Source organism: Microbacterium sp. SL75, assembly GCF_026625865.1.
GTDB lineage: Bacteria > Actinomycetota > Actinomycetes > Actinomycetales > Microbacteriaceae > Microbacterium.
The window spans coordinates 1,050,425-1,071,383 of sequence record NZ_CP113067.1; the positions used below are offsets into that span (position 1 = coordinate 1,050,425).

Sequence of the window (20,959 nt, forward strand, 5' to 3'; positions counted from 1 at the left end):
TCGCGGGTCAGGCTCCGCGCAGGCGCTCGGCCAGGTAGCCCTGCAGCGCGTCGAGGCCGATGCGCTCCTGGCCCATCGTGTCGCGGTCGCGCACGGTCACGGCGTTGTCGTCGAGCGAGTCGAAGTCGACCGTGACGCAGAACGGCGTGCCGATCTCGTCCTGGCGGCGGTAGCGGCGGCCGATGGCGCCGGCGTCGTCGAAGTCGATGTTCCAGCCGGCCGCGCGGAGCGTGTCGGCGACCTCGCGGGCCAACGGCGACAGGCGCTCGTTGCGCGAGAGCGGCAGGACGGCGACCTTGACGGGCGCGAGACGCGGGTCGAGCTTGAGCACCGTGCGGGTGTCGGTGCCGCCCTTGGCGTTGGGCACCTCTTCTTCGCGGTAGGCGTCGACGAGGAAGGCCATCATCGCGCGCGTCAGACCGAACGAGGGCTCGATCACGTAGGGCGTGTACTTCTCGCCCGAGGCCTGGTCGAAGAAGGTGAGCGACTGGCCCGAGGCCTCGGAGTGGCTCTTGAGGTCGTAGTCGGTGCGGTTGGCGACTCCCATGAGCTCGCCCCACTCCTTGCCCGGGAAGCCGAAGCGGTACTCGACGTCGATCGTGCCGGCGGAGTAGTGCGCGCGGTCGTCCTCGGGGACGTCGAAGCGCTTCATGTTCTCGGGGTCGATGCCGAGCTCGATGAACCAGTTCCAGCAGGCCTCGACCCAGTGCTCGAACCACTCGTTCGCCTCGGCCGGCGGGGTGAAGTACTCGATCTCCATCTGCTCGAACTCGCGCGTGCGGAAGATGAAGTTTCCGGGCGTGATCTCGTTGCGGAACGCCTTGCCGACCTGGCCGACGCCGAACGGGGGCTTGCGACGGGATGCCGTGAGCACGTTCGAGAAGTTCACGAAGATGCCCTGCGCCGTCTCGGGGCGCAGGAAGTACAGGCCCGACTCGTCGTCGACGACGCCGAGGTAGGTCTTGACCAGGCCCGAGAACGACTTCGGCTCGGTGTACTGGCCCTTGGTGCCGCAGTTGGGGCACGGGACGTCGGCGAGACCGTTCTCGGCCTTGCGGTTCTTACGCGCCTCGAAGTCCTCGATGATCGTGTCGGCGCGGAAGCGTTTGTGGCACTGCAGGCACTCGACCAGCGGGTCGGTGAACGTGGCGACGTGCCCTGAGGCCTCCCACACGCGCTTGGGCAGGATGATGCTCGAGTCCAGGCCCACCATGTCGCCACGACCGCGGACGAAGGTCTGCCACCACTGCCGACGGATGTTCTCCTTCAGCTCCGTGCCGAGGGGACCGTAGTCCCACGCGGACCGCGAACCGCCGTAGATCTCACCGGCCTGGAAGACGAACCCGCGATGGCGGGCGAGGGCGATGACCTTGTCGAGGCGGGACTGTTCGGCCACGGTGGCTCCAATGGTCGGGAAAGTTGTGGGGATCGAGCGCGAGTGCGCGGCATCCAGTTTATCGAAGCGGCCCGTGTTCTTCCGGCCCGCCGGTCAGCGCCCGATCGCGCTCCGCCCGCCAGTTCTGCAGGTACGGCATCGCGGTGTTCGCCGCATGGGCGCCGCGGGTGGCGCGCGCTGCGGCGGCCAGGGCCGCGGGGCTCTCCGCCAGCGTCGACAGCATGTGCGCGATCGGGTAGGGGAAGCGGTTGCGGAACATGTCCATCCACAGCAGCACCAGATCGCCCTCGTGCGCCAGAGTCGCTCGGGTGCGGGAGCCGCGCTCGTGCCGCTCGATCAACCATCCACCGCGGTGGATGGTCGCCCGATAGTCGGGATCGCCGCCCCACGCCCAGCTTCCCCACCCCCCTCTCGGAGCGAACGGGCCGCGCACGGCGAGGGCGGCGGCGAGGGCCTTCGGCGTCCACGGCGCGGGGAAGAACGTCGACAGGCTCACGGCGAGAGCGAGCGGAGACAACTGCGTGGACACCCCGGCGTCGTCCCGGGGGATCTCGGCGGCGAGGGCGGCGAGCAGCGCGATGGTCGCGGGCGCCGGCTCTCCCTCGTCGAGGAGGGCGATGAACGTCTGCAACGACAGCAGGTACGACCTGTGCGCGGCGGCATTCCGGAACGGAGGAAGGGGGATGCCGTCAACCGCGGGACGACCCCACGGGACGTCTTCGCCCGAGGTCTCGCTGAGCCCCTCGCGGCCGCTGCTCTCACCGCCGCGCCGCCTCACCGCACGACCCTCTCGCGTCGCACGGTGAACCGCTCCAGCGCCGCCGCGTCGATCTCGACGCCCAGGCCCGGACCGGTCGGGACCCGCACGTGCCCGTCCTCCAGCACGGCGGGTTCGGTGACGATGTCGTGCGCGTAGAAGCGGGCGGATGCCGAGATGTCCCCCGGGAGCGTGAAGCCCGGGAGCGCGGCCAGCGCGGCGTTGGCGGCACGGCCGATCCCCGTCTCGAGCATGCCTCCGCACCAGACCGGGATCCCCGCCGCCCGCGCACGATCGTGGATCGCGACGGCCTCGACGTAGCCGCCGACCCGTCCGGCCTTGATGTTGAGGATCGCCGCCGACCCGAGCGCGAGCGCGTCCGCCGCCGCCTTGTCCGAGACGATGGACTCGTCCAGGCAGACCGGGGTCGTCAGCCTCCGGGCGAGGGTCGCGTGATCGACCAGGTCGTCCTCTTGCAGGGGCTGCTCGATCAGCAGGAGCCCGAAACGGTCGAGTTCGGCGAGGGTGTCGGCATCCTGGAGCGTGTAGGCCGAATTCGCGTCGACCTGCAGCGGGATCGCCCCGAAGGCCTCGCGCACGGCGGCCGTGTCGTCGACGTCGCGGCCGGGCTTGATCTTGATCTTGATCCGCACGTACCCCTCGTCGAGGTACCCGCCGACGGTGTCGACCAGGGCTGTCGGGGCGCTCTGGATGCCGACCGAGACGCCCGAGGGCACGCGGTCGCGCTCGGCGCCGATCGACGAGGCGAAGCTGCGGCCCTCGGCACGCAGGGCGGCGTCGATGATCGCGAGCTCGAGCCCCGCCTTGGCCATGCGGTGCCCCACGAAGGGACGCAGGATGCCGGCGACCTCGTCGGGCGCGAACGTGCGGCGCTCGAGCAGAGCCGGGACCAGATACCGGGTGAGCACGTCCCATGCGCCCTGGGTGTACTCGTTCGAGTACAGCGGCGCCTGCTGCGTGACGACCTCGCCCCAGCCGCGGCCCTCGGCCGTCTCGGCCGTGACGACGATGACCTCGCGCACCGTCTCGGTGCCGAACGAGGTGGTGAACGGCGAGACGAGGGGCATGTGCAGCACGCGCAGCTCCACGGCATCCAGGGTCACGAGGGAGGCGGGGCACGTGAGGGGCATGGGGGCAGGCTAGCGGGCCCTCGCCGACGGTTCGCGGGCGTGCGGGCCATAACGTCCGCACCCGGCCGTGGCAAGGGCGGCCGGTCGGCCTGCCCCCGCGCGTAGCGTCGGCCGCATGAGCGACGACTTCACCCCCCGCCACGCGATCGTCACCGGCTCCGACTCGGGCATCGGCGCGGCCACCGCGCTCGCCCTGGCCGACGCCGGGATGAACGTCGCGGTCACCTACCACTCCGACAAGGACGGTGCCGAAGAGACGGCCGCCGCCGTCCGCGAGCGCGGAGTGCGGGCGACCGTCGCGCAGTTCGACGCGACCGACTTCGACGCGGTCCCGGATGCCGTGAACGCCATGGCCGACGAGCTCGGCGGCCTCGACGTGTTCGTCAACAACGCCGGCGGCGGCATCGGCGGCAGCTTCCTCGACCTCGACTTCGACACCTGGCGCACGGACATCTCGCTCAACCTCGACGGTGCCTTCCTGGCCCTTCACACCGCGGCGAAGCGCATGGTCAAGGCGGGTCGCGGCGGCCGACTCATCGTCGTCTCGAGCGTGCACGAGCACCAGCCCCGCGTCGGCTCGGCCCCCTACGTCGCGGCCAAGCACGGCGTCGGCGGCCTCATCAAGACCATGGCGCTCGAACTCGGTCAGTACGGCATCACGGCCAACGCGGTCGCTCCCGGCGAGATCGCCACCCCCATCAACGACATGTCCGCCGAAGATGCCGATCGCACCCACCGCCCCGGCATCCCGCTCGGCCGCCCGGGCAAGCCCGACGAGGTCGCCGACGTGATCCGCTTCCTGGCGTCGCCGGCGAGCGCTTACGTCACCGGCGCGAGCTGGGTCGTCGACGGCGGGATGCTGCACATGGGCCCGCAGGCGGGATCGCACATGGAGTCGGACGCCTGGCGTTCGGCCGGCGAGGAGTGAGAACGATGAGCGACGAGAAGAGCTTCGAAGAGAACCGTCACGACCAGCTAACGAGCGCGCCGAAGGCGACGGAGGAAGACGCGGCCCCGCGCTTCGACGTCAGCGAGCACGACGGCGTCACGCGCATCGACGTGCGCGACGACGCGGCCGTCCGCCCGGGTCCGGGACAGGGCGACCCGGCGGCCGAGAGGGACGAGCCGGTCTCGGACGCCTGAACCTCAGACGATGAGGTAGCCCCGGCGGTCGAAGCCGCCGATCCGGCGACCGGATGCCAGGTGCCCACGCACCTCGTCGCGCACACGCCGACGCCATTCGGCGGCTGCCCGCAGGTCGCGGGCGCGCAGACCCTCGATGTCGTCGGGCACGGGCACGACGGCCTCGATCTCGGCATCCGTCGGGGTGGGCGCGGGCGGCTCTGCGAGGGCCCAGACGGCGAGGAGCCGGTCGGACTCGTCGCCGCGGTTGACGGCGTCGGCCATCTCGCCGTACTGGTTGACGAGGTAGTCGGTCACGCGCGCGCCGAGGACGGCGAGGTTGAAGTGGGCGTTGCGGCCGACGAGCGGGTCGAAGGTCCACGTGATGCGGCCGACGCCGCGCTCGAGCGCCCACTCGCGCTGGTGGTTCTTCAGCTGCCGGCCCAGGCCGCGGCCCTGATACCCCGGGACGATCCCGGTGATGTGCGAGTGCATCGACCGCTCGGCGGGTGGACCGAAGAAGGCCGCTGACGCGCCGATCATCTCGTCGCCGTCGAAGAGTCCCACGACGTAGTTGCCGGCGTGCTCCAGCGCCCGCAGGATGTTGGCGGGCATGGTCCCGTCCTCGCCCCACACGCGATCCAGCACGCGCGCGGCCTCGTGGATGCCGTCGACGGTGTCGAGGGGGCGGATGTCGATCGCGCTCATGCTGTCGATCCTCGCATCGCGGCCCGTCCCGCTCACCGCGGCAGCACGCCGCCGACGTGACGGATGGTGCGCCCACGCTCGATGACGATCGCGATCCCCCCCACGAGCCACAGCGGCACCTGCGTGAGGAAGGCCAGGCGGAACGCGTCGAGCGAGTAGGTCTCGGGGCTGCCCGCCCCCTGCACGTCCATCGCGATACCGATGAAGAGGATCGCCAGGAGTGCCGCCAAGAACCCGCCGCCGTTGACGATTCCGGTCGCGGTGCTGAGGCGGTGACTGGGCGTGAAGGTCCGTGCGTGGTCGAAGGCGATCATCGAAGCCGGTCCCCCGGTCGACAGCGCGAACATCAGCACGATGAGCAGCCACACGGGCGCCGGCCCCGGCCAGACGATCACCACGATCCACACGACCGCCTGGAACACGACCGTGGGCAGCACGAGCCAGCGAGAGCGACGGGTGGGATGCCGACTCGACAGCGCCCCGATCACGGGACCGCTCAGGATGCTGAACAGCACGAGCGAGGTCATCACGAGCGACGCGGTGGCCGGCGCCAGGCCCTCGCCCGCCGTGAGGAACGGGAATCCCCAGAGCAGCATGAACGCCGTCCCCGCGAAGGGCGTGGCGAAGTGGGACCAGAAGCCGAGGCGCGTGCCGGGGTGCGCCCACGACTCGCGGAAGCCCTGCCGCAGGTCGGGCGCCGACCGCACGACGCGGATCGCACCCGTCTGCGTGTCGACGGACGTGTCGACCGGGTCGGATCGGCGCTCGGGCGGACGGTTGCGGATGATCAGGAAGGTCAGCACCGCGAACAACAGACCGAGACCCGCGACACTGCCGAAGGCCACGCTCCAGCTCGTGGCGTGCAGCAGGGCCGCCAGCGGGACGACGGCGACGATCTGGCCGAGCTGACCGATGATGCCGGTCAGCTGCACGAGCACGGGCGCCCGCTGGGCGGGGAACCACGTCGCGATCACGCGCAGCACGCTCGGGAAGATCGCCGCGTCTCCCGCGCCGATCAGGACACGGGCCAGGATGCCGATCCCCACGGCATCCGCCGACGCCATGACGAGCTGGCCCGCGGCCATCAGGACCATGCCGATCGCGATCATCGGACGCGCGCCGAAGCGGTCGAGGAGGAGCCCGACGGGGATCTGCATCGCCCCGTAGACGAACAGTTGGATGACGGCGAACATCGACAACGCCGAGGCATCCGCCCCGAAGCGCACGGCCGCGTCGACCCCGACGGCTGAGAGCGAGGTGCGGTTGATGATCGACACGACGTAGGCGAGCACGCCCACGCCCCACAGCGTCCAGGTGCGCCACCCCGGCCGGTCGAGGCGGAGGGAGCTGATCACGCGTTCCAGGCTATCGCCGCCCACCGACATCGGCGGCGGGGCGGTCCTGCTCGGCGCGCGACCGGTGCGCCGGCCCGTGTTGCGGGGTGAGCACTCTCCGCACCGGGGCGCGATCGGTGCACTGGGGCGCGCACTGACCGCACCAGTGCACGAATCGCGCCCCGGCGCAGGCCGGATCCTCCGCGGGTCGTCTACGCAGACGGACCGGCGTCGAGAACGTCCGCCATCTCGTCGCGCACTCGTTCGAGGTGCTGCACCAGGGGCGTGCGCGCCTCGTCGTCCGCCCACTGCTCCAGAGCCGTCTGCAGCAGCTCGACCGCGACGCCCGCGAGCACGCGCGCTCGCAGCGCATCGACGCCCCGTGCGCGATAGCCCTCGGCCACGGCGGCGCGCAGATCGGCCTGCTTCTGCAGATCGCGCTCGCGAAGGGAGGGCTCGGCCTCGATGAGCCGCCGCGCGGCCACGATCTCGTCGCGGCGGGGCTCGAACCGTTCGGCGGCGAGGGTCTGGAATCCGGCCCAGGCGATCGCGAAGGGCGGCGTCTCGGCGGGAGCGGCCGCGAGCATCTCGGCGGCGAGCCGGGGGATCTCGTCATCTCCGAAGAACACCTCGCGCTTGTCGCCGAAGTGACGGAAGAACGTCCGGCGCGTCACCCCCGCTCGCTCGACGATGTCGGGCACCGTCGTCGCCTCGAAGCCGCGTTCCGCGAAGAGCTGCATGGCCGCCGCGCGCAGACGCTCTCGTGTATCGGGTGCCCATCTGGCCATGCCGCGATCCTACGTGACGACACCTGGTGTCATCACGTCTATAGTGAAGACACTCCGTGTCATCGCACGAAAGGTGCCCCCATGCCCGTCCACGCCGCAGCGACACTCCCCGCCCCTCGCACCGCGCTCAGCCCCGCCACCCTCGAGACCCCGATGCCGGCCGCCGACGAGGTGCTCGTGCGCGTGAGCGCGGTGGCGATCAACCCCGTCGACTGGGTCATCCAGGGCACCGGTCGCGTCACCTATCGGTGGCTGCGCACCCCCGCCGTCCTGGGCTCCGACGTGGCGGGCGAGGTCGTCGCGGTCGGCGCGGACGTGACGCGATTCCACGTCGGACAGCGCGTCTTCGGACTCGCGACCGGCACCGACCGCGGGAGGGACCCGCTCCGCGAGGGGGCCTTCCAGGACTACACGACCCTGCTCGAGCGCCTCACGGCCCCGACCCCCGAGAATCTCTCCGACGAGGAGGCCGCCGTCTTCCCGCTCGGCCTCTCCACGGCCGCTTGCGCCCTGTTCCAGCCGCAGCATCTCGGACTCCGGATGCCGGGTGACCCGGCGTCCGCTGCCGAGAACGGCGTCGTGGCGATCTGGGGCGGATCCACCAGCGTGGGCATGAACGCCATCCAACTGGCGCGCGCAGCCGGCTACGACGTGGTGACCACGGCATCCGGGAAGAACGCCGAGACCGTGCGCTCGCTCGGCGCGGGGGACGTCGTCGATCATCGCTCCCCCTCGGCGGTGGACGACCTCGTCGCGGCCGTGGCCGGACGCTCCGTCGTCGGCGCCGTCGCTCTCGGCGCGGGTTCGACCGACGCGTGCCTCGAGGTGCTGTCGCGGACGGGTGGGAAGCGGCTGGCCATGGCCAGCACGCCGATCTCGCTCGACTCCCTCGTCGGGAGCCGCCGCCTGTTCCCGGCCATGCTGCCGGTGTTCGCTCGCATCGGGCTCGGGACGGTGCGTTCGAACCTGCGCGCCCGGCGCCTCGGCATCCGCGCGGGTTTCGTCTGGGGCAGCAGCCTGCGCGACGACGCCATGGGTCCGCGCCTCTGGGGCGAGGTGGTGCCGCGGATGCTGGCCGAGGGGGCCCTGCGCCCGGCGCCGGCGCCGCTCGTCGTCGGGGAGGGCCTCGGCGCGCTGCAGGACGCTCTCGATCGGCAGCGCGCGGGCGTCTCGGCGCAGAAGGTGGTCGTGCGTCTCTGAGTCCGCGGGGCGGGCACCTCGGTCTCACCGTCGCCCGAGCGGGACGGGCGGCCTCGGCCCTCCGAGCGCGGGCAGACCGCTCCGCACCCGTGGTCGGAGACGCCACCCGCGCACGGCAGAATGGTCCGATGGTCTCCGCGAGCCCCCACCTGCAGCCCGATCACGCGTGCCTCATCGTCCACGGCAGCGACACCCCCGGCATCATCGCCGCGGTGTCGGCGCTTATCGCCCGTCAGGGCGGCAACATCGTCGCCTTCGACCAGTACTCCGACGACCCTCGCGGAGGCGCGTACTTCCAGCGGGTCGTGTTCCACCGCCCGAACCTGTCGGTGGCTCTGCCCGACATCGAGGCCGATCTCGCGAAGACCCTCGGCGAGGGCTTCGAGCTCGAATGGACGCTCACCGACCTGTCGACGCCGAAGCGCATGGCGATCCTCGCGTCGAAGCAGGACCACTGCCTTCTCGACCTGCTCTGGCGCCACCGCCGCGGCGACCTGCCGGTGAGCATCCCCATGGTCGTGTCGAACCACACCACGGCCGCCGAGGACGTGCGCTCGTTCGGTGTGCCCTTCTTCCACGTGCCCTCGACGCCCGGTCCCGACAAGTCGGAGTCCGAGGCCCGCATCCTCGAGCTGCTCGTGGGCAACGTCGACTTCGTCGTGCTGGCGCGCTACATGCAGATCCTCTCGCCGGACTTCCTCGACAAGATCGGCGTGCCGGTCATCAACATCCACCACTCGTTCCTGCCGGCCTTCATCGGCGCGGAGCCTTACAAGAAGGCGAAGGAGCGCGGCGTCAAGCTCATCGGCGCGACCTCGCACTACGTCACGAGCGATCTCGACGAGGGCCCGATCATCGAGCAGGACACCGTCCGCGTGACGCACGCCGACTCGTCCGCCGAGCTCGCGCGTCGCGGCGCCGACGTCGAGCGCCAGGTGCTCTCTCGGGCCGTGCTCTGGCACGCCGAGGACCGCATCATCCGCCACGGCAACCACACGATCGTCTTCTAGACCCCGGATGCCGCGCCCTGGCGGCCACGCGCCGTGCGGCTCCCGTGAGCACGGCCGGGCGTGTGCCCCTCCGCCGACGCGAGAAGCCCCTGACCACCGCGAGACGGCATCTCGCTGACATCTCGGTTGCACGCTGCAACGGTTTCGTCAGCGAAATGCCGTCTCGACGCCGAAGGGGCCCGCGGGACGACCGGCGCGTGAGCGCTACTCCGGATCGGTCGCCCGACTGAGTGGACCCGAGCCGCCGCGCGGCGGCTGCTTGCGCTGATCCGAGAGCTCGCCGCCCTGGCGGCCCCCGTACGGTCGGCCGTGGTCGGCGAACTCGGCGCGGAAGTACGCCAGTCGCCAGTCACCCAGCTCGATGCGCGCGCCCGTGCGCAGGATGCGACCGCCGCCGGAACGCCCCGGGCCCTGTTCTCGCGCCCCGCCGCCCCCGACCGCGTCGAAGCCGTAGAGCACGTACTCGTCGTCGCCCTCGTGCCGGATCTCGGCGTGTACCGGCGCGAGCCCCGGCAGGCGCAGGTCTGCGCCCTCGCCCGACCCGATGACCGTCGTGGTCGGCAGCAGGTCGAACTCGCGCGGGCGCGAGCCGTCCCACGTCGCGTCGCCCACCGCGAAGATCAGGCGCGGGCGGCCGGATCCGGGCGTGTAGTGCGTCGTCGTGATGCGCCGTCGCACCGTGCGATTGACCGTCGGCACCAGCGGCAGCGGCGTCCCGGGCGGGATCGGGAACGTCAACGCCCGCCCTTTGTTGCGGCGGGTGAGCAGCGGCGCGACCGCCCCCACCGACCCCAGCCGGATGTGGCGCGACCCGGTGATCGCCCGCTGAAGAGCACTCTTCTTCACGTCCCCGAGGTGCAGGATCGGCCCGTCCGGGCCCTCGAGCCTCACGGAGATGCCTCGGGATGCCAGGGCGTCGGCCACCGTGGACAGCTCGGCGAGTGTGCGTCGGCCGTTGCCGGGCAGCCGCGAGGGGTCGCTCACGACGATGCGCACCTCGGTGCCCGCGGCCGTGATCGTACCCTCGAACGGCGGGGTGTCGGCATCCTGTCCCTCGTGCTCCGAGAAGGCGAGGTCGATGTCGAGGCGCACCATGACGGCGCCGCCCCTCAGTTGCCGCGGTACGGGTCGGACCCGGCCGCGGTGTCGTCGCTCGTGGTGACGCGGAGGGTGCCGTTGAGCTTCCAGGTCGCACGGGGAGCGTCGGGGCCGATGTCGCGCGGCACCTCGACGGTCATGTCGACGAACGAGTAGTTCACGGCGGCGCCGCGACCGGTCAGGTACGACCACATCTCGCGGCCGAGGTCGGTCCAGTCGGTGATGGAGTGCGCCTCGGGCCCGGTGGAACTGGCGAACGGATCGCTCGCGGGGGTGGTGTCCGACATGGCTTCGGTCCCTTCTTTCGCTTCGAGGCCACCAGCGTCCCAGCGGGTCGGGGCGCGACAGCGGGGATTGCGCTCGGGCGCGTGGTGCGGGACCATCTGCCCGACCCCCAAAGAGACGTTTGACGGTCGCGGTCGGACGCGCCACGATGGCGGGATGTCCCGGATCGACGAGCTGCGCGCGACCGCGCACCCCCTGCGCCTGCGCCTGCTGTCGCTGCTCACCGGCGCGGCGATGAGCGCCGCCGAGGCCGGGCGCGAACTCGGCGTCTCGCAGGCGTCGGCCAGTTACCACCTGCGCGTACTCGAGCGGGCGGGTCTGATCCGCGTCGTCGAGGTGGTGCGGCTGCGCGGCGGAGAGGCACGGCGATACCGCCACGAGAGCTCGTCCCGACGATACGATCCCGACGCTCACACCGGCGAGCGCTCGCCCGAGAGCGAAGAGGAGTACGTCGAAGCGCTGATCGACGAGCTCCGGCGCCGCGCACGCGCCCGGAGCGATGGGCCGGCTCTGACCGCGGATGCCGAGCTCTGGGTCGACCCGCAGGTCTGGGCCCGCATCGTCCGGCACGTCGGCGAGGCATCGGCTCTCCTGCATGCCGCGGCCCGACCTCCGCGGACCGTCGGGACGCGACCGGTGTCGATGACGACCGCCCTCTTCCCGCTCCGGCACCCCCGATGACCGGTCCCCTCGCCCACGCGCCGTTCCGCTGGCTGCTCGCCGCACGCACCACGGCGATCATCGGCAACGCCGTCGCACCCATCGCCCTCGCCTTCGCCGTGCTCGATCTGACCGGGTCGGCCGCCGACCTGGGTCTCGTCGTGGCCGCCCGCTCGGTCGCGAACGTCGCGATGCTGCTCTTCGGCGGCGTGCTCGCCGACCGCCTCCCCCGCGGGGCGGTACTGGTGGGATCCTCTCTGGCGGCCGCCGCCACCCAGGGCACGATCGCCGTGCTCGTGCTCACCGGAACCGCCGGCATCCCGATCCTCATCCTGCTCAGCGTCGTGAACGGCGCCGTCGCGGCGGTGAGCCTTCCGGCGGCGGCCGCCCTCGTCCCCGACACCGTTCCGGTCGCCCTGCTGCGGCCGGCGAACGCTCTGCTGCGTCTCGGTCTGAACGGCGGCGGCATCGTCGGCGCCTCCGTCGGTGCGGTGGTGGTCGCCGCGGTCGGCCCCGGGTGGGGCCTGGCGATGGACGCTGCGGCTTTCGCCGTCGCGGCGGTGTTCTTCACCCGCCTGCGCCTTCCCGCGAGAACGGATGCCGTCGACCCCGGCGCGGCGGCATCGGTCTGGGCCGACCTGCGCGGGGGGTGGCGCGAGTTCGCGAGCCGCCGGTGGATCTGGATCGTCGTGCTGCAGTTCGCCGTGCTCAACGCCGCGTTCGTCGGGGCCACCACCGTGCTCGGCCCTCTCGTGGCCGACGAGACCTTCGGTCGCGGCGGATGGGGACTCGTCGTCGCCGCGCAGACCGCCGGTCTCGCGGTGGGCGCCGTGATCGCCCTGCGATGGCGCCCGCGCCACGCCCTCGGTCTCGGCGTCGCGGGCATGGCATTGGTCGCCCTTCCGGTCGCGGTCCTCGCGGTGCAACCGACGCTCGCGCTCCTCGTGGGCGCGTTCGCCGTCGGAGGGGCCGCGATCGAGCTGTTCGCGATCGCATGGGATCAGTCGCTGCAGACGCAGGTTCCGCGCGAGGCGCTGTCGCGCGTGTACTCGTACGACATGGTCGGATCGTTCGTGGCGGTCCCGCTCGGGGAGATCCTGGTCGGGCCCCTGGCGCACGAGCTCGGAGCGACCCCCGTGCTTCTCGGGTGCGCGGCGATCATCGTGCTGGCGACGGTGTTCGCGGCCTGCTCGCGCAGCGTGTGGCGCGTGCGAACCGCCTGATCACCCTCAGTACACGTACTCCATCAGTTCGACGCCGAGCACGCGGAAGGCGTCGTGCGCACGCAGGCGGTGGGCGATCGAGAGGTCGTCGAAGTTCACGATCAGCGCGTACGAGATTCCGGCGCGGGGTCCGCCGAGCACCCCCGCCTCGGCGCGGACACCCGGGGCACGCCCGGTCTTGTTGATGAACAGCAGCCCGTGCTGGTCGTTCTCGTGCGCGAAAGGATCGAGGCCGGTGGCGGATGCCACGAGCGACAGGTCGTGGTTCAGACTCAGCCACTCCGCGACCTGCGCGCTGACCTGCGGCGAGACGATCGTGGAGTTCACGAGCCCCGCGAACACCTGCGCCATCTCGCGAGCCGTCGACAGTGCCAGGTGGGGGGCGTCGTCGGGGCCGCGGTCGTCGCGGAAACGGTCGAGCAGGGCCGTGCGGCGAAGCCCCAGCTGCTCGACGCGCGCCCGCACCGATTGCAGGCCCACCCGGTGCAGCAGGGCATTGACGGCGAGGGCGTCGCCGGAGGAAGCCGCGAGCACCGCCACGTCGGCGAGGGGCAGTGCCGGGGCCTTCAGGTGCTGCCAGACCCCGCCATGAGCCGCGCCGTGGACGGTCGCCCGATCGATGATCTCGAGCGGGTCGAGACGGCCAGACTCGAACGACGCCGCGGCCTCGATGAGCAACGGAACGACACCGAGGCCGCCGACGGGAAGAGTGACGAAGTCGTCGCCCGCCAGCACCTCCGTCGAGCCCCCGTCGAGGTCGTCGATGCGCACCGACACCTTGGCGCCCGACGAGGCGAGCTCGTCGAGGGAGCGGAGGGTCGCCGTAAACGACCGACGCCCCGCGGCGGCGCGACGCGGCAGACGTTTCGGTCCCTTGCGTCCGGCTCCGCGGAGGGCCGGGGCGTCGCGACGAGACGACTCCACCGGCCCGCCGACGGGGTCGGGCGGGGCGGACTCGGGAACCGGGGGCATGCCCACGAGCGTGGCTCCTTCCGCGTCAGAAGAGCAACAAACAGGACCTCACCAAATGGTGACGCGCTGGTCGGCGTCGAGCCAGAGGGCATCGCCCTCGGTCACCTCGAACGCGTCGTAGAACGCGTCGATGTTACGCACGATCTGGTTGCAACGGAACTCGTTCGGCGAGTGCGGGTCGATCGTGAGCAGGCGGATGGTCTCGGCATCCCGACCCTTCTGCTGCCAGATCTGCGCCCAGCTGAGCAGCAACCGCTGGATTCCGGTGTACCCGTCCACGACCGGTCCGTTCAGATCGGTCTCGCCCTGGCTCTCGAGGAACAGGCGGTACGCGGCGATCGCGATGCCGAGCCCTCCGAGATCGCCGATGTTCTCGCCGATAGTGAGGGCGCCGTTGACGTGGTGCTCCTCGCTCAGCCCCTGGGGGACGAGCGCTTCGTACTGGGCGATCAGGGCCTTGGTGCGCTCCTCGAACGCCGAGCGATCGGCATCCGTCCACCAGTCGCGAAGCGACCCGTCGGCGTCGAAACGGCTGCCCTGATCGTCGAAGCCGTGCCCGATCTCGTGTCCGATGACCGCGCCGATCCCGCCGTAGTTGGCCGCGGCGTCACGGTCGGCGTCGAAGAAGGGGTATTGCAGGATGGCCGCGGGGAACACGATCTCGTTCATGAGCGGGTTGTAGTACGCGTTGACCGTCTGCGGGGTCATGTACCACTCGTCACGGTCGATCGGCTGGCCGACCTTGGCGAGCTGACGGTCGTGCTCCCACACGTGCGCCCGGCGGACGTTGCCCACGAGGTCGTCGGCGGTGATCTCGAGCTCGGAGTAGTCCTTCCAGCGGACCGGGTAACCGATCTTCGGCACGAAGGTATCGAGCTTGGCGAGGGCGCGCTCGCGCGTCTCGTCCGTCATCCACGACAGGCTCTGGATCGAGCGGCGGTACGCCTCGATGAGGTTGGCGACGAGTCCGTCCATCGCGTCCTTCGCCGCGGGCTGGAAGTGGCGCTCGACGTAGACCTTTCCGATCGCCTCGCCCAGCGCCGCTTCGACGAGGCTGACGCCGCGCTTCCAGCGCTCGCGGTTGACGGGGACGCCGGTGAGCTGCGTGCCGTAGAACGCGAAGTTCTCGGCGACGAAGGCCTCGGAGAGGAAGGCGGCGGCCGCGTGCACGACCTTGAATCGCAGCCAGGCCTTCCAGTCGTCGAGGCGCTCCTCCACAAGCAGGGCGCCGAGCGACTCGATGAAGCTCGGCTGATAGACGACGACCTCGGCGAGCGCCTCGTCGTGCCCCGGGGCGACCCCCGCGCGCCACGGCTCGAGGTCGATCCCCGCGAGGGCGAGGGTGTCGTCCCACGTCTTCAGGTTGTAGGTCTTCACCGAGTCGCGGCTGTCTTCGCGCGACCAGTGGTGCGCGGCGATGTCGGTCTCGAGGGCGAAAGTGCGATCGGCGGATGCCGCGGCCTCGGCGACTCCGGCGAGCTCCAGGATCCGCTCGATGTGCGCACGGTAGGCGGTCCGCGTCTCTTCGAAGTTGTCAAGACGGTAGTAGCTCTCGTCGGGCAGCGAGATGCCGCCCTGGTAGACGACGGGCACGTAGCGGGTCGGGTCGCCCGGATCGGGCTCGACGAAGAGCGTCAGCAGGCCGCTGATCCCATCGCGCTCGAGCTCGCCGATGAGCCGGAGCAGGGAGGGGATGTCGGCGACGCCGTCGACACGGTCGAGCTGCGCGGCGAGCGGCTCGCGACCGGCGGCCTCGATGCGGTCGGTGTCCATGAAGCTGGCGAACAGGTCGCCGATCTTGCGGGCTTCGCTGCCCGGCTCGGCATCCTGCGACTCCTGGACGATGGTGCGCACGTCCGCCTCGGCCTGCTCGGCGATGAGGTGGAACGAGCCCCAACGGGCCTTGTCGTCGGGGATCTCGGTGCGCTCGAGCCAGCTGCCGTTCACGTGGCGGAACAGGTCGTCCTGAGGGCGGATCTCGTCGCTGAGCTCGTCGAGCGCGAGACCGGAGCGGGGGGTGTCGGTCATGGAGACAGGATATGTGTCCGATATGCATGCGGGCTCGAAACGGCCCGAGCCCCTCGCAGGTGCGCCGCCGCGGCGGTGTCGGAGGCCCGCCCTAGGCTCGGACCGTGACGACCCCGCAGCCCGCGACGCTGAACCGCTCGATCCTGCGGCTCGCTCTGCCGGCCCTGGGCGCGCTCGTCGCGGAACCGCTGTTCCTCATCGTCGACGCCGCGATGGTGGGCCACCTCGGTGTCGCTCCCCTCGCGGGCCTCGGGATCGCCGGGGCCGTGCTGCAGACGATCGTCGGGCTCATGGTGTTCCTGGCGTACTCGACGACGCCCGCGGTTGCGCGGCGCTACGGTGCGGGCGAGTACGGCCGGGCCGTGCGCGTCGGGATCGACGGCATGTGGCTCGCGCTCTGCCTGGGTGCCCTCCTGGCCGCAGCCGGCTCTCTCGCGACCCCCGGGATCGTCGACCTCTTCGGCGCCGCGCCCGATGTCGCCGAGAACGCGCGCACCTATCTCGCGATCTCGATGTGGGGTCTGCCCGCCATGCTCGTGGTGTTCGCCGCCACCGGCCTGTTGCGCGGCATGCAGAACACGGTCACTCCGCTCTGGATCGCCGGCCTCGGCTTCGGCGCCAACGCGCTGCTCAACGCGCTGTTCATCTACGGCTTCGGATGGGGCATCGCGGGTTCGGCGATCGGCACGGTCGTGGCGCAGTGGGGAATGGTCGGCGCCTACGTGCTCGTCGCGCGGCGGCTGGCGCAGGTGCACACGGCATCCCTCGGGTTCCAGCGCGAGAGCCTCGGCAGCACCGTCCGCTCGGGCGGGTGGCTCTTCCTGCGCACGGTCAGCCTTCGCGCGGCGTTCCTGGCCACGGTCGCCGTGGCGACGGGGCTCGGCTCGGCCGAGCTCGCCGGATGGCAGATCGCCTTCACCATCTTCTCGACGGCGGCGTTCGCCCTCGACGCCCTCGCGATCGCGGCCCAAGCGCTGATCGGCAGCTCCCTGGGCGCCGGCGACACCGACGCGGTCGGCCGGGTGCTCTCGCGCACGAGCGCCTGGGGCATCTGGTTCGGCGTCGCGGTGGGGGCGGTGCTCGCCGCCGCCTCGGGCGTCATCGGCCTGATCTTCACGGGCGATGCCGAGATCGCCGCGCTCATCCAACCGGCGCTGCTGGTGCTCGCCGTCGCACAGCCCCTGGCCGGGTTCGTCTTCGTGCTCGACGGCGTGCTGATCGGGGCCGGCGATGCACGCTACCTCGCTCTGGCGGGGCTGTTGAACCTCGTGCCCTACGCGCCGGCGCTCGTGCTGGTGGCGCTGTTCGCCGGCGGTGGGGCCGTCGGCCTGGCGTGGCTGGCGGCGGCGTTCTTCGGCGTCTACATGGTGGCGCGGGCGCTCACCCTCGGGCTGCGGGTGCGCGGGCGGCGCTGGATGACGGCGGGCGCCTGACGTCCTGTGGTCGGCACCGGTCTCGACGAAGCGCGGGGCGGGACGCCCGTGGGCGCCCCGCCCCCGGAAATCACGTGTACCAGGTGGGGACCGGCACCTGATAGAGCAGCACGTACTCGCCGACCTCGCGCTTCTTGTAGGCGATGGGGTCGTGCAGGCTGTGCGTACGGAGGTTGCGCCAGAAGATGTCGAGGCCGACGGCGTTCGACGTCGCGCGAGCCCCGGTGAGCTCGTAGACCTTCGAGGCCACTTCGAGACCGTCATCGACGATCCGCAGCTTTCCGGCGGCGATGCGCACCGCGATCTCTCCGCGACGGTGCTCGGTCAGCTCCTCGCGCGGAGCGTGCAGGACGGCGCTGATCTCGGCGCCCACCGCGTCGAGCAGCGCTTCGTCTGCCCACAGCTTCGACTGCAGCGTCCCGTACCCCTCGAGCAGGTACCACTCGTCGGTCGCGCGCTGCTTGTCGTCTCCGCCGTACGGCCACGGCCGGGTGCGGTCGCGCGTGTACGCCGCGGCGGTCTCGAGGGCTCCCTGTGCGATGCCGAGGTAGAAGTTCGCGAAGACGAGCTGGATGGCCGGCACATTGAGGGTGTTGTAGACGAGCGGCTGGAACTGCTTGTCGACGAAGCCCGCGGCATCCGCCCACGGCACCCGGACGTCGCGGATCTCGACCGATCCCGACTCGGTGAGGCGCTGGCCGAGGTTGTCCCAGTCGCCGGCGAAGACGATGCCCTCCTGCGCGGTGGGGACGATGGCGAAGATATGGGTGTCTGTGCCTTCGAGCACGCCCTCGAGCACCGTCAGGTCGGAGACACGGCCGCCGGTCGAGAACGACTTGTGCCCCGAGAAGATCAGATCGTCGCCGTCTTCGCGGATGACGAGGTCGGAGTCGCGCGGGTTGACCGCCCCACCGAAGAGAAAGGCGTTCGAGGTGTACAGCGCCTCGACCCCGGCGATCTGGGCGTCGGTCGCCACGAGCCGAGCCGCCCACGCCCACAGGTAGTGGTAGCCGAGCAGCTGGCCGATCGAGCCGTCGCCGCGGGCCACCGCGCGGATGACCTTGTACGCCGTTTCCCACGTCTCGCCGGCGCCGCCGTGCGCGCGGGGGCCGAGCAGCGTGACCAGGCCCGATGCCTTGAGGAGCGCGACCTCGGTGAACGGGGGTTGATTCGCCCGATCGCGCTCGACCGCGTCGACGGCGAGGATGTCGGCCACCTCGCGGGCGCGCGCGATCCAGCCGGCGCTATCGTGTGGAGCGGGTGCGTCCCGCCAGCGGTCCGCCAGGTCCGTCGTCGCTGAATCCGTGGTCGTCATGGTCATTCCTTCCAGGAGTGTGATTCGGTGTCGCGTCCTTCACCGGCTGCCACCGGCGAAGGGCAGGCTGCGCGACTCGCGGCGGGGCGCTTCCTCCTCCCCGCGGGTCTTGCAACCGGGTGCCGTCAGTAAACAACCGTCTCGCCGCCGAGCGGCAGCGCGTTACCGACAAAGACCCCGCGTTTCACACGGTGGCGTCACGAAGGCGCAGCTCACGCCCAGCGACGGCACCACTCGTACATGATCACGGCGGCGGCCGACGCGGCGTTGATCGAGCGCGTGGAACCGTACTGGGTGATCTCGACCACGCCGGTGGCCGCCTCGATCGCCTCGGGCGACAGCCCGGGCCCCTCCTGGCCGAACAGCAGCACGCACGCTTCCGGGAACTCGGCCCGGTCGACCGGCACCGACCCCTCGACGTTGTCGACGGCGATCACCGGGAGTCCCACCTCGCGCGCCCAGGCGGTGAAGGCGGCGACGTCTTCGTGGTGACGGACGTGCTGGTAGCGATCGGTGACCATGGCGCCGCGACGGTTCCAGCGGCGCTTGCCCACGATGTGCACCTCGGCCGCGAGGAACGCGTTCGCACTGCGCACGATGGAGCCGATGTTGAGGTCGTGCTGCCAGTTCTCGATCGCGACGTGGAACGGATGCCGCTTGACGTCGAGGTCGGCCACGATCGCGTCCATGCTCCAGTAGCGGTAGACATCGACGACGTTGCGCGTGTCGCCGTTCTCGAGCAGCTCGCGGTCGTAACGCGGGTCGTCGGGCCAGGCGTCCGGGCCGCCGGGCCAGGGACCGACGCCGTGCGCGGGTGCCGCAGCCACGTCGTCCGGCCGCGGCGCCGGATCGTCGGCATGCGCGGATCGGGGCTCGGCGGCGTCGGTCGGCGCCGGCGCGGTCTCGTCGGCATGCGTCACGTCCTCAGGCTACCCGCGCGCTGCGCGCCGCCCCGTGATGGGCGCCCTCCCCCGCGGACACGCCGCCCACCGCGACGCACTCTCGTCCGCCGCGGGTCGAGGGCACGGGCGCGAGGCCGCGCGTCGTACCGGCCGCGTCCGGGACCGCCTCGCGCCCGACGGGTGATCGCCGCACCCGTCGTCGCCACTTTTCGGTCGCCCGAAATATTGCTACGGTTTCGGGATGCCGAAAAATATGGATGCCGTGGATCGCCGCCACACATCCGGGCGCGCACTCTGGCTGCTCGGACCGGCCATGGTCGCCGGCGTCGCCTACCTCGATCCGGGCAACGTCGCGAGCAACATGACCGCGGGCGCGACTTTCGGCTACCTGCTCGTCTGGGTCGTGGTGCTCGGCAATGTCATGGCCTGGTTGATCCAGTACCTCTCCGCGAAGCTCGGCATCGTCACGGGCGAGAGCCTCCCGCAGGCGCTCGGGCACCGCATCCGCCGACCCTGGGCGCGTCGTGCGTACTGGCTGCAGGCGGAGCTCGTAGCGATGGCCACCGATGTCGCCGAGGTCATCGGCGGTGCCGTCGCTCTGCATATGCTCTTCGGCATCCCCCTGGTGTGGGGCGGGGCGATCACGGGGGTCATCTCGATGTGCCTCCTGCTCGTGCAGACACGGCGCGGAGCACGGGCCTTCGAGACGGTGCTCATCGGGCTGCTGCTGATCATCGCCGTCGGCTTCACCTTCGGGCTGTTCTTCGCCCCGCCCGAGCCCGCCGGGGTCATCGCTGGTCTCGTTCCGCGGTTCGAGGGCAGCACCTCCGTCCTGCTGGCCGCCTCGATCCTGGGCGCGACGATCATGCCGCACGCGATCTACGCGCACTCCGCCCTCGCCCGCGATCGCTTCGCACCCGCGGGGGCCGATCCGGCCACGCGCGGCGACGGCACCCACCCCCTCGCCGACGCGACCGCCCAGACCCGCGCCGATGCCCTCGCCGAAGCCCGAGGCATCTCGACCCCGCGCCTGCTGCGAGCGACCCGGTGGGACGTCACGATCGCCCTCGCCGTCGCCGGCACCGTCAACCTCGCGATCCTGCTGCTCGCCGCCGCGAACCTCGCCGGGGTCGAGGGCACCGACAGCCTCGAAGGCGCGTACGCGGCTCTGCGCGCGGGACTGGGCCCGCTCGTGGCCACCCTGTTCGCGGTGGGCCTGCTCGCCAGCGGTCTCGCCTCGACCTCGGTCGGCGCCTACGCCGGCGCCGAGATCATGCAGGGGCTCCTGCACGCGCGCATCCCCCTGCTCGCCCGCCGGCTCGTCACTCTCGTACCCGCGCTGGTGATCCTCGCCCTCGGCGTCGACCCCACCCTCGCGCTCGTGCTCAGCCAGGTCGTGCTGTCGTTCGGCATCCCGTTCGCACTCGTCCCGCTCGTGGCCCTGACCCGTCGACGCGATGTGCTCGGCGACTATCGCAACCGCGCGGCGACCACGGCGGCCGGGGTGCTGGCATCCGTGTTCCTCATCGCCCTCAACGCCCTGCTCCTGTGGTTGGTCTTCACCGGCGGTTAGGCTG

Annotated in this window: 20 protein-coding genes; 8 read left to right on the forward strand and 12 right to left on the reverse strand. The window is 71.4% G+C overall.

The annotated features are described in order from the left end of the window. Positions 1–7: 7 nt before the first annotated feature. From OVA17_RS04755 to menC, 3 genes are read right to left on the reverse strand one after another with little or no spacing between them, the layout of a single operon-like run. Positions 8–1,396: a glycine--tRNA ligase gene (locus tag OVA17_RS04755; RefSeq protein ID WP_267788523.1), complete on the reverse strand. Its 1,389-nt coding sequence runs from the start codon at positions 1,394–1,396 to the stop codon at positions 8–10. 58 nt (positions 1,397–1,454) lie between these two features. Then, entirely contained in the window at positions 1,455–2,174 is a 720-nt protein-coding gene (locus tag OVA17_RS04760) for a hypothetical protein (RefSeq protein ID WP_267788524.1), read from the reverse strand. Then, entirely contained in the window at positions 2,171–3,304 is a 1,134-nt protein-coding gene (gene menC / locus OVA17_RS04765) for an o-succinylbenzoate synthase (protein WP_267788525.1), read from the reverse strand. Before menC ends, OVA17_RS04760 begins: the two co-directional genes overlap by 4 nt. Before the next feature lie 115 nt (positions 3,305–3,419). On the opposite strand from menC, the gene OVA17_RS04770 reads away from it, so the two are divergent. Both OVA17_RS04770 and OVA17_RS04775 read left to right on the forward strand, forming a co-directional pair. Continuing rightward, complete coding sequence (locus tag OVA17_RS04770) at positions 3,420–4,232, forward strand: SDR family oxidoreductase (protein ID WP_267788526.1); 813 nt, start codon at positions 3,420–3,422, stop codon at positions 4,230–4,232. A gap of 5 nt (positions 4,233–4,237) precedes the next feature. Then, positions 4,238–4,447: a multidrug transporter gene (locus tag OVA17_RS04775; RefSeq protein ID WP_267788527.1), complete on the forward strand. Its 210-nt coding sequence runs from the start codon at positions 4,238–4,240 to the stop codon at positions 4,445–4,447. Between the two features lie 3 nt (positions 4,448–4,450). On the opposite strand, the gene OVA17_RS04780 is transcribed toward OVA17_RS04775, so the two are convergent. From OVA17_RS04780 to OVA17_RS04790, 3 genes are all read right to left on the reverse strand, one after another. After that, entirely contained in the window at positions 4,451–5,134 is a 684-nt protein-coding gene (locus OVA17_RS04780; RefSeq protein WP_267788529.1) for a GNAT family N-acetyltransferase, read from the reverse strand. A gap of 32 nt (positions 5,135–5,166) precedes the next feature. Beyond that, positions 5,167–6,489 carry an MFS transporter gene (locus OVA17_RS04785; RefSeq protein ID WP_267788531.1) on the reverse strand — a complete coding sequence of 441 codons (1,323 nt, stop codon included), beginning with the start codon at positions 6,487–6,489 and terminating at the stop codon, positions 5,167–5,169. Positions 6,490–6,680: 191 nt separating this feature from the next. Beyond that, on the reverse strand, positions 6,681–7,256 hold the full coding sequence (locus tag OVA17_RS04790) for a TetR family transcriptional regulator (RefSeq protein WP_267788532.1): 576 nt from the start codon (positions 7,254–7,256) through the stop codon (positions 6,681–6,683). 81 nt (positions 7,257–7,337) lie between these two features. Here OVA17_RS04790 and OVA17_RS04795 point away from each other — a divergent pair, with 81 nt between their 5' ends. Both OVA17_RS04795 and purU read left to right on the forward strand, forming a co-directional pair. Beyond that, positions 7,338–8,456 (forward strand): zinc-binding alcohol dehydrogenase family protein, encoded by a 1,119-nt coding sequence (locus OVA17_RS04795; RefSeq protein ID WP_267788533.1) that lies wholly within the window; start codon positions 7,338–7,340, stop codon positions 8,454–8,456. 128 nt (positions 8,457–8,584) lie between these two features. Beyond that, positions 8,585–9,466 (forward strand): formyltetrahydrofolate deformylase, encoded by an 882-nt coding sequence (purU, locus tag OVA17_RS04800; protein WP_094735542.1) that lies wholly within the window; start codon positions 8,585–8,587, stop codon positions 9,464–9,466. 204 nt (positions 9,467–9,670) lie between these two features. Here the strand turns inward: purU and OVA17_RS04805 are convergent, their stop codons facing one another. Next, positions 9,671–10,561: an FHA domain-containing protein gene (locus tag OVA17_RS04805; RefSeq protein ID WP_267788536.1), complete on the reverse strand. Its 891-nt coding sequence runs from the start codon at positions 10,559–10,561 to the stop codon at positions 9,671–9,673. 14 nt (positions 10,562–10,575) lie between these two features. After that, positions 10,576–10,851 (reverse strand): hypothetical protein, encoded by a 276-nt coding sequence (locus OVA17_RS04810; protein WP_267788538.1) that lies wholly within the window; start codon positions 10,849–10,851, stop codon positions 10,576–10,578. A 154-nt stretch (positions 10,852–11,005) separates the two neighbouring features. Between OVA17_RS04810 and OVA17_RS04815 the strand changes: the two genes are divergently transcribed. Both OVA17_RS04815 and OVA17_RS04820 read left to right on the forward strand, forming a co-directional pair. Next, the gene (locus OVA17_RS04815; RefSeq protein WP_267788540.1) at positions 11,006–11,530 is read left to right on the forward strand and encodes an ArsR/SmtB family transcription factor; all 525 of its coding nucleotides are present in this window, start codon (positions 11,006–11,008) and stop codon (positions 11,528–11,530) included. Next, positions 11,527–12,732 carry an MFS transporter gene (locus OVA17_RS04820; protein WP_267788542.1) on the forward strand — a complete coding sequence of 402 codons (1,206 nt, stop codon included), beginning with the start codon at positions 11,527–11,529 and terminating at the stop codon, positions 12,730–12,732. The genes OVA17_RS04815 and OVA17_RS04820 overlap by 4 nt, the downstream gene beginning before the upstream one ends. A gap of 6 nt (positions 12,733–12,738) precedes the next feature. On the opposite strand, the gene OVA17_RS04825 is transcribed toward OVA17_RS04820, so the two are convergent. After that, positions 12,739–13,704: a serine hydrolase gene (locus OVA17_RS04825; RefSeq protein WP_267788546.1), complete on the reverse strand. Its 966-nt coding sequence runs from the start codon at positions 13,702–13,704 to the stop codon at positions 12,739–12,741. Positions 13,705–13,752: 48 nt separating this feature from the next. Next, complete coding sequence (locus tag OVA17_RS04830) at positions 13,753–15,732, reverse strand: M13 family metallopeptidase (protein WP_267788547.1); 1,980 nt, start codon at positions 15,730–15,732, stop codon at positions 13,753–13,755. A 104-nt stretch (positions 15,733–15,836) separates the two neighbouring features. Here OVA17_RS04830 and OVA17_RS04835 point away from each other — a divergent pair, with 104 nt between their 5' ends. Further along, entirely contained in the window at positions 15,837–17,165 is a 1,329-nt protein-coding gene (locus OVA17_RS04835; RefSeq protein WP_267788548.1) for an MATE family efflux transporter, read from the forward strand. Between the two features lie 70 nt (positions 17,166–17,235). On the opposite strand, the gene OVA17_RS04840 is transcribed toward OVA17_RS04835, so the two are convergent. Then, positions 17,236–18,480: a monooxygenase gene (locus tag OVA17_RS04840; protein ID WP_267788550.1), complete on the reverse strand. Its 1,245-nt coding sequence runs from the start codon at positions 18,478–18,480 to the stop codon at positions 17,236–17,238. Positions 18,481–18,692: 212 nt separating this feature from the next. Then, the gene (locus OVA17_RS04845; protein WP_420712428.1) at positions 18,693–19,400 is read right to left on the reverse strand and encodes a TrmH family RNA methyltransferase; all 708 of its coding nucleotides are present in this window, start codon (positions 19,398–19,400) and stop codon (positions 18,693–18,695) included. A gap of 223 nt (positions 19,401–19,623) precedes the next feature. Between OVA17_RS04845 and OVA17_RS04850 the strand changes: the two genes are divergently transcribed. Next, a complete protein-coding gene (locus tag OVA17_RS04850; protein WP_267788551.1) occupies positions 19,624–20,955 on the forward strand; it encodes an Nramp family divalent metal transporter in 1,332 nt (443 codons plus the stop codon). Positions 20,956–20,959: the final 4 nt, after the last annotated feature.

What these genes read in the sequence shown, in the direction of transcription:
- menC (WP_267788525.1), bottom strand. Translation starts at nt 3,304, where the DNA reads ATGCCCCTCACGTGCCCCGCCTCCCTCGTGACCCTGGATGCCGTGGAG.
- OVA17_RS04770 (WP_267788526.1), top strand. Translation starts at nt 3,420, where the DNA reads ATGAGCGACGACTTCACCCCCCGCCACGCGATCGTCACCGGCTCCGAC.
- OVA17_RS04775 (WP_267788527.1), top strand. Translation starts at nt 4,238, where the DNA reads ATGAGCGACGAGAAGAGCTTCGAAGAGAACCGTCACGACCAGCTAACG.
- OVA17_RS04780 (WP_267788529.1), bottom strand. Translation starts at nt 5,134, where the DNA reads ATGAGCGCGATCGACATCCGCCCCCTCGACACCGTCGACGGCATCCAC.
- OVA17_RS04790 (WP_267788532.1), bottom strand. Translation starts at nt 7,256, where the DNA reads ATGGCCAGATGGGCACCCGATACACGAGAGCGTCTGCGCGCGGCGGCC.
- OVA17_RS04795 (WP_267788533.1), top strand. Translation starts at nt 7,338, where the DNA reads ATGCCCGTCCACGCCGCAGCGACACTCCCCGCCCCTCGCACCGCGCTC.
- purU (WP_094735542.1), top strand. Translation starts at nt 8,585, where the DNA reads ATGGTCTCCGCGAGCCCCCACCTGCAGCCCGATCACGCGTGCCTCATC.
- OVA17_RS04805 (WP_267788536.1), bottom strand. Translation starts at nt 10,561, where the DNA reads ATGGTGCGCCTCGACATCGACCTCGCCTTCTCGGAGCACGAGGGACAG.
- OVA17_RS04810 (WP_267788538.1), bottom strand. Translation starts at nt 10,851, where the DNA reads ATGTCGGACACCACCCCCGCGAGCGATCCGTTCGCCAGTTCCACCGGG.
- OVA17_RS04815 (WP_267788540.1), top strand. Translation starts at nt 11,006, where the DNA reads ATGTCCCGGATCGACGAGCTGCGCGCGACCGCGCACCCCCTGCGCCTG.
- OVA17_RS04820 (WP_267788542.1), top strand. Translation starts at nt 11,527, where the DNA reads ATGACCGGTCCCCTCGCCCACGCGCCGTTCCGCTGGCTGCTCGCCGCA.
- OVA17_RS04825 (WP_267788546.1), bottom strand. Translation starts at nt 13,704, where the DNA reads ATGCCCCCGGTTCCCGAGTCCGCCCCGCCCGACCCCGTCGGCGGGCCG.
- OVA17_RS04830 (WP_267788547.1), bottom strand. Translation starts at nt 15,732, where the DNA reads ATGACCGACACCCCCCGCTCCGGTCTCGCGCTCGACGAGCTCAGCGAC.
- OVA17_RS04840 (WP_267788550.1), bottom strand. Translation starts at nt 18,480, where the DNA reads ATGACGACCACGGATTCAGCGACGACGGACCTGGCGGACCGCTGGCGG.
- OVA17_RS04850 (WP_267788551.1), top strand. Translation starts at nt 19,624, where the DNA reads ATGCCGAAAAATATGGATGCCGTGGATCGCCGCCACACATCCGGGCGC.